Origin of the sequence: Rhodococcus sp. FH8, from assembly GCF_019266085.1 — a bacterium.
Taxonomy (GTDB): domain Bacteria; phylum Actinomycetota; class Actinomycetes; order Mycobacteriales; family Mycobacteriaceae; genus Rhodococcus_F; species Rhodococcus_F qingshengii.
Map to the genome: position 1 here is coordinate 31,182 of NZ_LPNQ01000076.1, position 13,985 is coordinate 45,166.

General features: G+C 59.5%; 15 protein-coding genes. 12 read left to right on the forward strand and 3 right to left on the reverse strand.

Going from position 1 to position 13,985, the window contains the following annotated elements; all coding sequences use genetic code 11:
• Positions 1–24 precede the first annotated feature (24 nt).
• The 3 genes from ATN38_RS21095 (at position 25) to ATN38_RS21105 (ending at position 2,538) form a co-directional block, all read left to right on the forward strand.
• The gene (locus ATN38_RS21095; protein WP_042447943.1) at positions 25–879 is read left to right on the forward strand and encodes a ParA family protein; all 855 of its coding nucleotides are present in this window, start codon (positions 25–27) and stop codon (positions 877–879) included.
• Complete coding sequence (locus ATN38_RS21100; protein WP_042447940.1) at positions 876–1,367, forward strand: hypothetical protein; 492 nt, start codon at positions 876–878, stop codon at positions 1,365–1,367. Before ATN38_RS21095 ends, ATN38_RS21100 begins: the two co-directional genes overlap by 4 nt.
• Positions 1,368–1,542: 175 nt before the next feature.
• Entirely contained in the window at positions 1,543–2,538 is a 996-nt protein-coding gene (locus ATN38_RS21105) for an HNH endonuclease (RefSeq protein WP_054825839.1), read from the forward strand.
• Between the two features lie 45 nt (positions 2,539–2,583).
• Here the strand turns inward: ATN38_RS21105 and ATN38_RS21110 are convergent, their stop codons facing one another.
• Positions 2,584–3,174: a hypothetical protein gene (locus tag ATN38_RS21110; RefSeq protein WP_042447934.1), complete on the reverse strand. Its 591-nt coding sequence runs from the start codon at positions 3,172–3,174 to the stop codon at positions 2,584–2,586.
• A 381-nt stretch (positions 3,175–3,555) separates the two neighbouring features.
• On the opposite strand from ATN38_RS21110, the gene ATN38_RS21115 reads away from it, so the two are divergent.
• The 5 genes from ATN38_RS21115 to ATN38_RS21135 all read left to right on the forward strand — a co-directional run bounded on the left by ATN38_RS21115 (position 3,556) and on the right by ATN38_RS21135 (position 9,349).
• On the forward strand, positions 3,556–4,812 hold the full coding sequence (locus tag ATN38_RS21115) for a plasmid pRiA4b ORF-3 family protein (protein WP_058037075.1): 1,257 nt from the start codon (positions 3,556–3,558) through the stop codon (positions 4,810–4,812).
• A gap of 364 nt (positions 4,813–5,176) precedes the next feature.
• Positions 5,177–6,853, forward strand: coding sequence for a sodium:solute symporter family protein (locus tag ATN38_RS21120; protein ID WP_042447928.1), 1,677 nt, complete (start codon positions 5,177–5,179; stop codon positions 6,851–6,853).
• Between the two features lie 27 nt (positions 6,854–6,880).
• The gene (locus ATN38_RS21125) at positions 6,881–7,012 is read left to right on the forward strand and encodes a putative transporter small subunit (protein ID WP_003941363.1); all 132 of its coding nucleotides are present in this window, start codon (positions 6,881–6,883) and stop codon (positions 7,010–7,012) included.
• An 85-nt stretch (positions 7,013–7,097) separates the two neighbouring features.
• Positions 7,098–7,559 (forward strand): MarR family winged helix-turn-helix transcriptional regulator, encoded by a 462-nt coding sequence (locus ATN38_RS21130; protein ID WP_080726576.1) that lies wholly within the window; start codon positions 7,098–7,100, stop codon positions 7,557–7,559.
• A complete protein-coding gene (locus tag ATN38_RS21135; RefSeq protein ID WP_042447925.1) occupies positions 7,556–9,349 on the forward strand; it encodes a long-chain fatty acid--CoA ligase in 1,794 nt (597 codons plus the stop codon). Before ATN38_RS21130 ends, ATN38_RS21135 begins: the two co-directional genes overlap by 4 nt.
• On the opposite strand, the gene ATN38_RS21140 is transcribed toward ATN38_RS21135, so the two are convergent.
• A complete protein-coding gene (locus ATN38_RS21140; protein ID WP_003941392.1) occupies positions 9,346–9,726 on the reverse strand; it encodes a helix-turn-helix domain-containing protein in 381 nt (126 codons plus the stop codon). The genes ATN38_RS21135 and ATN38_RS21140 overlap by 4 nt on opposite strands.
• A 244-nt stretch (positions 9,727–9,970) precedes the next feature.
• Between ATN38_RS21140 and ATN38_RS21145 the strand changes: the two genes are divergently transcribed.
• The 3 genes from ATN38_RS21145 (at position 9,971) to ATN38_RS21155 (ending at position 12,230) form a co-directional block, all read left to right on the forward strand.
• Positions 9,971–10,195, forward strand: a complete 225-nt coding sequence (locus tag ATN38_RS21145) for a hypothetical protein (RefSeq protein WP_073512896.1) — start codon at positions 9,971–9,973, stop codon at positions 10,193–10,195.
• A 125-nt stretch (positions 10,196–10,320) separates the two neighbouring features.
• Positions 10,321–11,910 carry an FAD-dependent oxidoreductase gene (locus tag ATN38_RS21150; protein WP_042447920.1) on the forward strand — a complete coding sequence of 530 codons (1,590 nt, stop codon included), beginning with the start codon at positions 10,321–10,323 and terminating at the stop codon, positions 11,908–11,910.
• A complete protein-coding gene (locus ATN38_RS21155; RefSeq protein WP_007726052.1) occupies positions 11,907–12,230 on the forward strand; it encodes a ferredoxin family protein in 324 nt (107 codons plus the stop codon). The genes ATN38_RS21150 and ATN38_RS21155 overlap by 4 nt, the downstream gene beginning before the upstream one ends.
• Here ATN38_RS21155 and ATN38_RS21160 read toward each other — a convergent pair.
• Positions 12,220–13,275: a 2,3-butanediol dehydrogenase gene (locus ATN38_RS21160; RefSeq protein WP_003941279.1), complete on the reverse strand. Its 1,056-nt coding sequence runs from the start codon at positions 13,273–13,275 to the stop codon at positions 12,220–12,222. The two genes, ATN38_RS21155 and ATN38_RS21160, sit on opposite strands and share 11 nt — an antisense overlap.
• Before the next feature lie 176 nt (positions 13,276–13,451).
• Here ATN38_RS21160 and ATN38_RS21165 point away from each other — a divergent pair, with 176 nt between their 5' ends.
• Entirely contained in the window at positions 13,452–13,946 is a 495-nt protein-coding gene (locus ATN38_RS21165) for a DUF3558 family protein (RefSeq protein ID WP_003941299.1), read from the forward strand.
• The last annotated feature ends 39 nt before the right edge of the window (positions 13,947–13,985 follow it).

Sequence of the window (13,985 nt, forward strand, 5' to 3'; positions counted from 1 at the left end):
GGTGGGAGACAGGAATGGGTTCTGATGGCTAAGACGATTGCGACGATCAACCTCAAGGGCGGCGTCGGTAAGACGACGATCACCGCGGGGTTGGCCGAGTTCATGTCGCTCGAATTCGGTCAGCGCGTGCTGTTGATCGACCTCGATGCGCAGATCAATCTGACGACGATGATGATCAGTGAGGATCACTGGCTCGAACTCAACAAGCAAGGGCTGACCAGCGCAACCATTTTCCGCGACGCCGTCGATGGCACGTCGAACTTCGATCTTGAAGCCTCGATTCAGCGCGGAGTTTCTCCGGTCAAGCGAGTGACGGGTGTGGATCTGCTTCCCTCATCTCTCGATTTGATCGAGCTACAGGAGGAGATCAGTGCCCTTCGGGTTGCTGATCGGAACTCCACCAAGCCGGTTGAATTGTTGAGGGATGCCGTCACCCCGGTGATGCCGTACTACGACTACGTTCTGATCGATTGCCCGCCGAATCTCGGGCCGATCACACTCAACGGATTGGCCATGGCTGACGGCTACGTGATCCCCACGATCCCGGATGTGCTCTCCACGTACGGCATTCCGCAGATCCAGACGCACATCGCGAAGTTCGGCAAAGAACTCGGCCGTGAACTCTTCGAACTCGGGTTGGTGATCACCAAGTACAAGTCCAACTCGGCGGTGCACCGCACGACTGTGCGAAATCTTCGACGCGATCCCAACGTCCCTCACGTATTGCCGGAGTATCTCGCGGAGTCGAATCAGATTGCCGCGTCGGCGGAGTTTCACCCGTACAGCACTTTGAAGGTGAAGTACGGCAATGCAGGTCAGTTCGATCAGATGCGTGCAATTACGCAGAACATTCTCACGGAAGCGCAGGCGAAGCTATGAGTGCGGGTATCGATGAGGCGCGTCGTCGCGTGCAGGTGCAGGAAACCGGTGCAGCGCTCCTCAAGTTGGGAGCAACCAATGCCTCGGCATCGGTGTTGCTGGCCAAACTGGTTCAGGTAGTTGCAGAGGAAGCTGCCCGTACCCCGCGCTTCGCGAAGGCAATCGAAAGCGCTTTCGCAGTTCCGTCGGATGGATCCGCCGTTGTGGTACCTGCTTCTGCGCCGGCGCCGCGTCGTCGTGCTGCTGTACCGAAGGTGAAGCGGGAGCCGGGGGCTTTCGACCCGTTCGACGTCTTCAAGGTCGATGGGGAAGCAGCGCTGCTGGAGCGTCTTTCAGCCCTCGATGCAGACGGGATCAAGGACATCATCGCGGAGCAGGAGATCGACACGCACAAGGAGACCGGCCGTAAACGGAAGGTCGATGTGCTGGCGGTCTGGACCGTCGAGCGGGTGAAGGCACTGACCTCGAAGGGCAGTGCGTTCCGGTAGGGGCTCCTCCTCTCAGCGCGCCGTTGTGGTCCTTGGGGCCGCCAGATTGGCGCACTGGTTCGCCGGACTCCTTCATCAGTGGATGGCGATACCACACGAGTGGCTTCGAATGATTCCGCGCGGCGCCGGCTAGTGTGTGAACTTGCGGGTTGGACGCTTACCAGGAAGGCGCATAGTGGCACCTTCGGTGATCTCCGAGTTTCTTGACCCATCGCCCGCCGCGCTGGAGGCGCAGTGGAAATCGGTACTCGCACGTCAGGAGGTACCGAAGGGAAGCCGACAGGTGCCGTTCGTTCCGAGCGAGGTCGTGTTGTCGCTCTGCGCATCGCTGTTGGTTGACCATCGCCGGTTCGGTAGCTCTTCTGCACATCGAGCGGGAATGCCGGTCCAGCATCTTGCGAGTTTGTTCAAGCGTCCGCCCACGAGCTTTATCGCAAAGATGGCGAACCTGGATGGAACACGTAGTCATGGCGGGCGATATGAGGTCGAAGTCGCGTCGTTGATGCTTTCGGACAGCGTGTTGATGCAGGACGTATACCTTCGAATTCTGCGGTCGGCGCGTTCCCACGGAATTGACGAACATGCGTTGCCAGACTTCCTCGAATTGGAAAACGGCGAAACGCTGTGGTTGGCGGGACAAGAAGAGTTAGTCCAAAGTGAGATCGAGAGATCCTTGGAGCAGTCGCTCGAAAAGTGGTCTAGCGAGCGTAAAGATATCCCCATCGCGACCACCCAGCGATTGCTGACCTCGAGGGTTCGGATCGGCCAGCATCGGTTCGCCGCTGGCGTACTCAGCAATCACGAGCACCGCTGCGTGTTCTGTGGCCTTAGCGCGAACATCGGTGGCCGACGCCGGCCGCGCCTCCTTACTGCAAGCCATATCAAGCCCTGGCGAGACAGCACTGACAAAGAGCGACTTGACCGTCGCAACGGCTTCACCGCGTGTCCGACACATGACATTGCCTTCGATACGGGGCTCATCACCGTCGATGAGGACTTGAACCTCCATTACGCGCCCGGCGTCGAGAGCGATATGGAGATCGAAGGTCCGCTTCGCGCCGCACTCGGGAAGCCACCTCTGAGAGACCGATTGATCTTGCCGGACAAGGCGGAGCGTCCGGATGTTGTCTATCTGGACTGGCACCGCACGCAGATCTATGTCGCTTCGTGACTTCGCCAGCGAGCGCTCTGCGGAGCAGATCGAAGATGAGCCAGACTACTTAACTTGTGTAATACCAAGATCACCGTCGACGCCGTCTGCATCATCGCCGCACGCACAGTCACAGTCACCGCCGCAACCGCCGGGATTGCAGTCTCCGGCGTAGCTGTCGTCATCGGCGTCGCAGTCGAGGTCTCCGCCGAAGGATTCAGCAAAATCGTCGTCGAGTTCGTGAGTGAAGTCGTGAACCTCGTCGATCAGGTTCAGCAGATGCTGCGGAGCGAAGGGATCGGCGTCGAGCATCGTGGAGACCAGTAGGTGGTCGCCGCTGAAGGCGAAGCGGAGGCGCGGCCATTCCTGCGCGAGTTCGATGAGTCGAGTCGCAGCATGCGAGGGATTGCCGAGGCCGGTCAGAACCGAAGACCAAACGTTGATCTGGGGTCCGTCGTCGGCGACGGTCACGTAGACGACAAATCCGTGAACCGGCACGACAATGTCGCCGTCGTCATCGGTGGCAGGCTCACTGCCCAGCAGTTCGGCGAGGGTCTGGACGCACAGGTGAACCAACTCGTCGCGCTCGTCCGTCACCAAGGCAATTGCGCCGTTGATGTGGAGGGGCTGGTCGGCGGTCGTGTCTTGGTCGCTCATGGATCCTCATGTTCTGTGCCAGTCCGAGCAGGCGCTGGGCACTGTTTTCGTGCGGTAGCTGTCAGGTCTACGGTAATCGGCGCACACTATTGTCCGCGCAGTGGATGATCAAAGATGCCTGGGTAGGTCCGTGTTGATCTGGACTTGACAGCCGACCAGCGACAAGATGCGAGCCCCGACAAATCGGGCAACCTTGTGGCAGTGAGTATCTCGGCTGTCGGTAGGTAGATCTAGCCTCCATACATGACGGGTCAGCGAGTTCGGCGAGCTTCACATCTGCGTTTGGTACCTGCATATCAAGCGGCGCAAAGCCAGATGAAGGTCCTTACGCCGAGGCAGATGCGGAATCAGCGTCGACGGCCGGAGGTGGCGAACTTTGTCATGCGGATCGAACTCGATTGCATCACGCCGCCTATTTGGAGACGGTTTTCGGTCCCGTCGAATATCGAACTGGACCAACTTCATTCGATTGTGCAGGCGGTGATGGGGTGGGGAGATCAACACGCTCATCAGTGGGTGAGTGTCCATCATTCAACGGACAATGGCCCAGATCGGTATATCGCGCCAGAGGTGATCGAGCGCGACGGATACCAGGAAGACGAGTTTGGTGAGGACGAAGTCCGGATCGACGAGGCAGTTACCGCGGTCGGGGAGTACGTCCGTTATGAGTACAACGCCCGCGCAAGGTGGAGTCACACGTTGGTTCTCGAGCAGATTGTCGAAGACCAGCCGATTTCTGAGCCATCCTGTCTCGACGGCGAGAGAGCGTGCCCGCCGGAGGATTCTGGCGGTCCGATCGGGTATCGCGAGTTCCTGAACGTGCAGGCGAGTACCGGACTGTTCGATCCCGAACGTTTTGTTCCCGCAGAGTCCAATGCAGCAGTCACCATTGCAGTGGCATTGCATAAATCACCGCCCGTGGAAAGCTCGCTGTTCGAGAATTTCTTGCGCCGCCTGTCGGTTCATTCCGCGCCGAAACTGTTTGCCGCAGTTGCCAAATCGGAGCTTCGTGGCGGATATGACAACTATTTCGAGGTGATGCGTGAGGGAGCAACCTGCCAACTGCTGTGGCTGCTGAACTCCGCGCGAGGTGGTGGGATTGTTTTGACGGCGTCCGGGGCACTTCCTTCGGACCATGTTGCGGCCGCCCGAGACGAACTCGATTGGGGCAGCGACTGGATCGGTGTCACGGCAGGGAGTGACTCGCAATTAGCAGTACTCGTTGAAGTCGCAAAGACACTGAGATTTGTCCGGAAACTCCGAGGCACATTGCTTCTGACTCGACTCGGCGCGTCAGTGCTTGCATATGAAGGCGAGCTGTGGCGTCACATCGTGTCGGCCATGCCGTTGGGAAAGGGTGAGATGGCGCAGGAAGCCGGCCGAATTCTGTTCCTTACGTTGGCTGCCGGCTTGTCGGAGTCCGAACGTAGTGAAGTGATGATCGAAGGCCTCACGGCATTGGGTTGGTCGACAACAGACGGAACACGACTCGGGGACGACGATTGGACGTGGATGGTGCGAGACACTCTCGTGTACCTGCGAATGATCGGGGCGATTGTCTCCAATCCGCTGGACCAGCATGTTTCCGCCGATCCCGAGTGGGGCCGACGGTTTGCCAGGATGGTCCTGTCGAAGTAGCTGAGCGATCGAATCGAGCATCGATTTCAATCGATGCGGAGTTGTTATATGCGCTGGAAGCGCACGATTTTACTGCGGCGGAAACATGAATATTTTCGGGTGGGAAAATATCGGAGTTTTTGTTCGAAATTGCCATTATGCTATGGTCGATTCTCAGTTGTTGAATTGCGTGGTCGAGCCAAAAGCTTGCGCAGAAGATTTATTTTGTGGAGGTTGGGTTTCCGAAAAGACGAAGTGCGTGTTGCTAGTCAATTGAATATGTGACCGGTGTTGGTATGGCGGTCGCTCCTAGGGCGTGCAGAAACGAAGCGCAAAGATCCTGAACAGGGGTTTTGCGCTTTGCTCTGCCGATTATGTGCGAAGGATGTGGCATGTGACGGGGTCCGACATGGTCCAGTTCAGTACCTTGGTAATTGTTTCACTGCTTGTTGCTTTTTATGGTGGAACATTTCTGATTTCTCTTCGTATTGGTAAGAAACAGGAAAATGCCGACGGTTTTATGACCGCCGGAAACAAATTAGGATTTGGTGTTTCGGCCGCGAGCATGACGGCCACCTGGATTTGGGCGTCGTCGATGTACGCATCTGCCACTTCTGGCTACACCTACGGAATCTCCGGCCCCATTCACTACGGTTTGTGGGGCGCGTTGATGATTCTCTTCATTTATCCGTTCGGCCAGCGAATTCGCAAAGTAGCGCCGAAAGCCCACACCCTGGCTGAGGTCATGTACGCGCGGCACGGACGCTCGAGTCAGCTGATGCTCGCGGGCTCCAATATCGTCGGCAGTCTCATCAGTTTGATGTCGAACTTCCTCGCTGGTGGTCTGCTGATCGCGTTGCTTTCGCCGTTCAACTTCATCCAGGGTGTGTTCATCGTTGCGCTGGGCGTTTTGCTGTACACGTTGTGGTCGGGCTTCCGCGCTTCGGTGTTGACCGACTTCGTTCAGCTGATCGGAATGCTCGGTGCGGTAGCGGTTTTGGTGCCGTTCATCTTCTTTGCGGCAGGGTTCCCGGCAGCCTTCGAATCCGGGGCAGGCAACCTTACTGCTGAGCAGGGCAACTTCTTCTCGAGCGTTGCCTTCTTCGAGCAGGGCGCGCCGTACATCGCGGCAGTTCTTGCCTACGCAATCGGCAACCAGACCATTGCCCAACGTCTGTTCGCGGTCCGCGAAGACCTGATCAAGCCCACCTTCATCACCGCAACCGTCGGATACGGCGCAACGGTCATTGGTGTCGGAATGCTGGGTGTTCTCGCTCTGTACCTCGGAATCGAGCCGATGGATGGTGACGTCAACAACCTGATTCCGCAGATGGCCGCGTCGTACCTGCCCGGAATTTTGCTGGCCGTCTTCTTTGTCATGATCATCGGCGCGCTGTCATCGACGGCAGACTCGGACCTTGCTGCGCTCTCGTCCATCGTGATGACCGACGTTTACGGCCAAGCCGTCGCAGGCAAGGCCAATGCGAACCCTCGACGGATGCTGCTCATCGGCCGAGTAACGATGATAGTTGCCACGGCGGCGGCTATCTCCTTGGCAAGTCTGCAACTGAGCATTCTTGATCTGTTGGTGTTCGTCGGCGCGCTGTGGGGCGCGCTGGTGTTCCCGGTTATCGCGAGCTTCTATTGGGGAAAGGTCACCAACAAGGCCTTCACTGTGTCGGTTCTGGTGGCGCTTGCCGCCTTCTTGCCCGTCCGATTCAGTTGGGTGCCGATGGATGGGATGTTCGGGCTCTTCTCCGACATCGTTGCCGTTATCGGTATCGGAGTGGTGCTGGGACTCATGGTATTTGGATTCTTCGGTCTGAAGGTTGCGCAGATCGTCGGTGGCCTGGCGATCGTGCTGTCCGCGCCGTTCGCGATCGGCTTCCTGCACGATTACCCAACGCTCAGCGGATCTTTGGTGGCCTATGCCGTCAGTACCGTCGTGTGCTTTGCGATGTCCGTCAATCAGCGTGAGACGTTCGATTTCGAACTGATCAAGCAGCGGACGGGAGACTTCGACGATGACGAGCTTCCTGCCGTGGGAGCGTCCGGAAAGTAACCGTCGAGACAAGTGGAAGGAATACGAATGAGTACAGCTCTACTGACCATTTATGTTCTGATCTGGCCGGCGTTGGTCTTGGTCGTGCTGGGAGTCATCAGCAAGGGATTCTTCAAGGATTGGGCAACTGCTCGCCGCAACGGTGAGGATCTGGTCTAACTTTTCACGCCGCCACCGACGGACTTCTTGTCGGTGGCGGCGGTCATATTGCGTCGGACACTGGGGGCAGCGTTATAGTTGCCCAGTGCAACACGACGGAGCAATGGCGCTCACCGGTCCACCAGCCGTTCATGACGAGCTGGTGCACCTGACGCGGCAGTTGATGACGGGGGATCGGCATTCCGATGACCACCCGTCGATCGCCCAGCATTCGTTCCTCTCCTTCATCGGCCGCAATGACGGATGCAAGGCCACGGAGATCTCCGAAGTCTTCGGCGTCAACCGCTCGACCATCTCGCGCCAAGTGCGCGGGTGCATCGAGGCAGGCTGGGTATATGCCGATCCGGGATCCGTTCGTCAGGGCAATCCGCTGCACCTCACGGAGGCTGGCCGCAAATACCTCGACGCCGCCGACGCGCGTCGGCTCGACCAAGTCGCCGGCAGGCTGCACGATTGGACCGAGTCCGAGGTCGCAGACTTCGCCCGCGCACTCCACCGCTTCAGAACCAGCATCGAATCGCAGACCAACGGAGATGACACCCTGTGAGTGAGTACAGCGCCAAAGCCCAGTTCACCATCTCCGACAACGAGTCCGTGGTGCACACCGTCTTCACTCACGCCGAGCGCACGCCCGAACTGACGGTGTTCTCCCGCCCCAAGGGCGAGGGTTGGGTAGACGTCACAGCCAAAGAGTTCGCCGAGCAGGTCACCGGCGTCGCAAACGGTCTCATCGCCGCTGGCGTGCAGGCAGGCGACCGCGTCGCACTCCTCTCCGCGACCCGATACGAGTGGACGCTCTTCGACTTCGCCATCTGGGCGGCCGGCGCCGCTACCGTCCCGATCTACGACTCGTCGTCTCAGGGGCAGGTCAGCTGGATCCTCGAAGACTCCGAGGCCGTCATCGCAATCGTCGAAACCGGCGCGCACGAGCAGCTGTTCCAGGACGCGCCAAGCACTCTCAAAGCCGTCATGCAGATCGACGACGGAGCAGTCGAGAAGCTAACCGCACAGGGTGCCGACGTCGACGACACCGAGCTGAAGAAGCGACTCGCGGGCATCAAGGCCGACGATCTGGCGTCACTCGTCTACACCTCCGGCACGACAGGCCGTCCCAAGGGATGCATCCTCACGCACCGCAACTTCCTGTCCGAGGTGCGCGGGATTCTCACGGCATCGATCGGCAAGGTGGCGGTTCCGGGAAACCGAGTCCTGACCTTCCTGCCGCTCGCTCACGTACTGGCCCGCGCGGTGTCCCTCGCGACGTTCGAAGCTGGTGCGTCGCAGGCCCACTGGTCCGACTTTGCCACCATCACAACCCAATTCGAGCGATACAAGCCCAACACCATCCTCGGTGTTCCGCGTGTCTTCGAAAAAGTTCGTGACGGCGCAGCACGCAAGGCGGAATCCGGTGGAAAGATCCCCAGCGCGATCTTCGCCTTCGCCGAAGCCACCGCCAAGGAGTACAGCCAAGCCCTCGACAAGGGCGGTCCCTCGCTGATCTTGAAGGCGAAGCACGCAGTGGCAGACAAGCTCGTGTATTCGAAGCTTCGTGAGGCTCTCGGCGGCGAGTGCTGGTTCGCGATCTCCGGTGGCGGCGCCCTCACTCCTGAGCTGGGGCACTTCTTCCGTGGGCTCGGAGTTCCGATCTACGAGGGCTATGGCCTCACCGAAACTACTGCGGCGCACTGCGTCAACGTCCCGGGTGCTCAGAAGATCGGAACCGTCGGACAGCCGATGGGCGGCAACGGGGTTCGCATCGCCGAGGACGGCGAGATCGAACTCAACGGTGGAGTCGTCTTCAAGGGATACTGGAAGAACGACAAGGCCACCGAAGAGACATTCGTCAACGGCTGGATGCGAACCGGTGATCTCGGTGAACTCGACAGCGAAGGTTACCTTTCCATCACCGGACGCAAGAAGGATCTTCTGGTGACGGCGGGCGGCAAGAACGTCTCGCCCGGTCCCATGGAAGACCGTATCCGTTCACATTCCATCGTCTCGCAGGCAGTCGTCGTCGGCGACGGGAAGACCTACATCACGGCGCTGTTGACCGTCGACCCCGAGGTGTTCGAGAAGTGGAAGGCGGAGAACGGCAAGCCTTCCGGTGCCACCGTCGCCGAACTACGTGACGACAAGGACCTTCGAGCGGAGCTGCAGAAGGCTGTCGACGACGCCAATGCTGCTGTCTCGCATGCAGAGTCGATCAAGAAGTTCGTCATTCTCGATCGCGATCTGACCGAGGAAGACGGTGAGATGACAGCGACGCTCAAGATCAAGCGCAATGTCGTCGTCGATCGGTTCTCGAAGGAGATCGAAGGAATGTACGCGAAGAGCTAGGCGCGTTTGGGGAACTGCTCGCGGTAAGCCATCACGTCATCGAGGCGGAACCTGCGGTGGGTGCCGCGTAGTTCGATCGGGAGTTTCCCGGCGTCGGCGAGTTTGCGCACATACGTGTCCGAAACGCCGAGGATCTCTGCTGCCTGCGAGGTGGTGAGGAGTTCTGCAACGGGCCCGAGGGCGACGCTGTCGCCAGCCGCGAGGTAGGTCAGGAGCTGCACGACGGCGTCGCCGACCGACGGAGGAATCTCGATGCTCACGCCGTCGAACACCAGCGTGGTCGTGTCCGTCGAGGTTGCGGCTCTCTCGGCCAGGGCCGTTTTGATTCGCTCGGCAGCATCGCCGTCGACAGCGGAAACGATGTGGTCGATGCTCACGCGGTATATCTCCGATCGAAGGCAGTGTTTCGCAAGCATAGACAGCGACAGTGTCCGTCGGCACGCTGGCTAGCGCCGTGTGCGTTGCATTACATGAGGGCCGTGAGTGGAAAACTATTTACCCACGTAGATCGGAATTCGAAGGTTTTGGCGCCCAAAGATATTCGACTCGACGCATACGTAACTCACCAAATTTGGTGTACCCGCAAGTAACATCCTGAGTGTGGCTAGACGATCGGTAACGGTGAGATTCGACGTAGAGGAACTGAGGGCCCTAGAGACCCTCCAAGAGCTCACGGGCGCGGACATTTCCAGCGTCATACGTGAAGCTGTGATCGAACATGCGCGTCGGAGTGTCGCGCAGGGAAAGCCCCGCGACATCACCGAGCGACGAAAATCGCTGACCTTGCAGGAAGCCTTCGCCAAGTACTCCGCGTTGTGCACCGACGAGGAGCGGGAAGCGTCGTAGCGCATCTGTCGATGCGATGGTGACCGGTTGAGTTCACAGTGATTCTGACTGTGGCGCTGCGTAGTTCGTTCGAGGAATATTGCGGCAACAGAAGTGTTGCGTAGACCTCTGACAGGAGCTGGCCAGTGACGGACGTCCTCGAACTCTCCACCGATGTATTGGTGATCGGTGGTGGCCCCGCCGGCGCATGGGCAGCGTTGCGCGCGGCCAAGGCCGGTGCAGACGTCGTCCTGGTCGACAAGGGCTACTGCGGAACGAGCGGCGCAACGGCCCCCTCCGGAACAGGTGTTTGGTACGTCGAACCGGATACGACTGCCCGTGAGCGGGCGAAGGCCGGTCGTGAGGCGCTCGGCGGATATCTTGCAGACCACCATTGGATGGACCGCGTTCTCGAGCAGACCTACTCCAACATGGATCTCCTCGCGGTGGAGGGCAGATATCCGTTCCCCATCGACCCCAGCACGGGCAAGCAGATCCGTACCGGCTTGCAGGGACCTGAGTACATGCGACGGATGCGCACCTGGATTCGTCGAGCCGGGGTGCGGATCCTCGACCATTCGCCGGCACTGGAGTTGTTGGTGGACGGTGAGGGCCGAGTTCGCGGAGTCGCCGGATACCAGCGTCACGAACATCAGGACTACCGCGTCTCGGCAGGCGCGGTAGTGGTCGCCAGCGGAGGTTGTGCGTTTCTGTCCGGTGCGCTGGGTACCAACGTCGATACCGGTGACGGTGCATTGATGGCAGCGGAAGTCGGAGCAGAGTTCTCTGGGATGGAGTTCTCGAACGCGTACGGAATCGCAGCGGCCGGATCGACGATCACCAAGACGGCTTACTACGCGTACGCGACGTTCTTCCACGCAGACGGAAGAGTGCTCGAAGGGGCCGGTTCGGCGAAGGGGAGGTCCGTCATCGCCAGCACGTTGCGGAACGAGCCCGTGTTCGCGCAGATCGATCGGGCCGACGCCGAGGTGCAGCGTCGAATGAGGCTGGGGCAACCCAACTTCTTCCTTCAATTCGATCGCCGCGGAATCGATCCCTTCACCGACAAATTCGAGGTCGGCATGCTCGCTGAAGGCACGGTGCGCGGCACTGGGGGAATCAACGTCGTCGACGACGATTGCGCGTCATCCGTTCCAGGTCTGTTTGCCGCCGGGGACGCAGCGACCCGAGAGCGAATCTGCGGAGGGTTTACCGGCGGGGGAAGTCACAACGCCGCGTGGGCGATGTCCTCTGGTTCATGGGCGGGAATCGGTGCTGCGCGCTATGCGCTGTCGGTCGGACGCGGGGCTACCAGTGGTCTACGCGGAGCCGGAACCGTCGGATTGCGTAATCCGGTACGAACCGGGTTTGCTGCCGACGATGTGGTGAAAGCTGCTCAGGCGCAGCTGATTCCCTTCGACAAGAACTACCTCCGCAGCGGTGATCGAGTATCCGCAGCGCTCGGTGAGCTCGAATCGCTGTGGGGTGCAGTGAGGTCGGATCTGGGCGCGGATCCAGCAGGTCGGATGGCGGCGCGGCAGGCTGCCGCGATCACGGCCGTCGGTCGCTGGATGTACCACTCGACGTTGGCGCGGAACGAGACTCGGGGAATGAGCAAGCGAGACGATTATCCCGAACTCGATGTGACGCAGCACCATCACGTCCTCACCGGCGGTTTGGATTCGGTGTGGACCCGGACTTCTGAATCTGTCGGGTCTGCACTGGTGGCGTCATGATCGAGCTGGTGTCCGCGCCTGACTGCATCGGCTGCGACAAGTGCGTAGACGTTTGTCCTACAGATGTTTTCGATCGGACGCCGTCGGGCGTCCCGGTGATTGCGCGCCAATCGGATTGCCAGACCTGCTTCATGTGTGAGGCATATTGCCCGACGGATGCGCTGTATGTGCATCCGCAATCCACACCGTTGGAAACGGCCGATGTGATCGAGGACGATCACATCGGCCGCTACCGAGAGAAGATCGGATGGGGCAAGGGGCGGGCACCAGGGTCGCTGACCGCGGTGGGTCCCGAGGTGCCCCGTCCGGTCACGACCTGACGAGAATCTTGACCGCAGTGTCGTTGTGCTCGATCAGAGTGGTGAATCCTTCGGAGATCAACTCTTCGAGCTGAATACGACCGGTGATGAATGGCGCCAGATCGACGACACCGTCCTGGACCATCTTGATGACCGCTTCATGGTCACGGACGTACGCGATGGTTCCGCGTAGATCGATCTCCTTGAGGACCAGCTTCTGCATGTCGATGGTCGCGGGCTTGCCCCAAATCGACACGTTGACAACAACTCCAGCAGGCCTGACCGTGTCGAGCATGGTGTCGAGTACTGCGTTGACGCCTGCGCACTCGAAACCGATGTCTGCGCCGATGCCTCCGCTGAGTTCGAGGACGCGCGCTTTGACGTCTTCGGTGGTGGGATCGATGACGTAGTCGGCGACTCCACTGGAGAGGGCCTTGGCTTTGCGGGCTTCGCTGAGTTCGGTGACGATCGTCGTGACACCCAGACCCTTGAGGACTGCCGCAACGAGGAGTCCGATTGGTCCGGCTCCGCCCACGATGGCGACGTTGCCGCTTTCGGCACCACTGCGTACGACTGCGTGATGGGCGACGCTCAACGGTTCGATGAGAGCTGCCTCATCGAGCGGGATGTTGCCGATCTTGTGGATCCAGCGACGGTCGACGACGACCTTCTCACTGAGCCCGCCACCACCGCCGGCCAAGCCGATGAACCCCATCTTCGTACACAGGTGGTAGTTGCCCGCCTTGCACGGGGCGCATTCGTTGCAGACGAAGTACGGCTCGACGACAACATTTTCGCCGACCTCGACGTCCGTGACACCTTCGCCGACCTCTTCGACGGTGCCGGAGAACTCGTGGCCCATCGTGACCGGCGCATTCTCGTGTGAGAGTGGATGCGGGTGTCCGGGTGCGGAGATGAAGATCGGTCCCTCGAGGTACTCGTGGAGATCGGTGCCGCAGATTCCGCACCATGCGACCTTCAGCTTGACTGTTCCTGGCCGCAATTCGGGCTCAGGGATCTCTTCGATCCGGATGTCTTTCTGCCCGTGGAACCGTGCTGCCTTCATTGATCCGCACCTCACTTCGTTGTGAATCCCCTGGTAGATCGACGTTAGGCCGATTATCGGCGTGGGTGAAGGGTTGCAACGGAATGCAATGTCGTGGAACCGATCTGTGCTGGGGAGCGTCCAATACTGTGAGCGGGTCGCGAACGAGGGGGAGTGCTGTGGGAGTGAGGGTTGCAGTGGTCCTGGTCGCGGCCGCGCTGTTGGTTGGGGGTTGTTCCTCGACCGTCGAGGGCGAGGCTTTCCCTGTCGATGTGATTGGGATGTTTGATCCGTGTGAGGTTCTCAGCAATGAGGAATTGGAGAGAGTCGGAGTTGACCCGGCAACAAAAGAGGTTGACATAGTCAACACCCATATCGATGGGTTCAATATATGCAAGTGGGAAGGATCTTGGTTCTTCCTCCGTCTGACTTCCACAACACACTCGCTTGCGGAAGTCGAAGCAAATCCGGTGATGCGCGATCTACATCGAATTCAACTCGCCGGCCGACAGGTCCTGATGTTCCAGGAACACAATGACAAGGCGGACACCGCGTGCAATATCGCCTTCGCGACTGCTCAGTCCACGGCGATGATTCGAGTGGGTGCGAAAGTCGGAGACCAGCGCCCCGAAACTCCGTGTGAACTGGTTGAGCGGGTCGGTCTGACCGTGTTACCGCTGCTTCCCGAATAACGCTCGGAAGAGATTCGACTCGTAGTGAATTGGAGTATG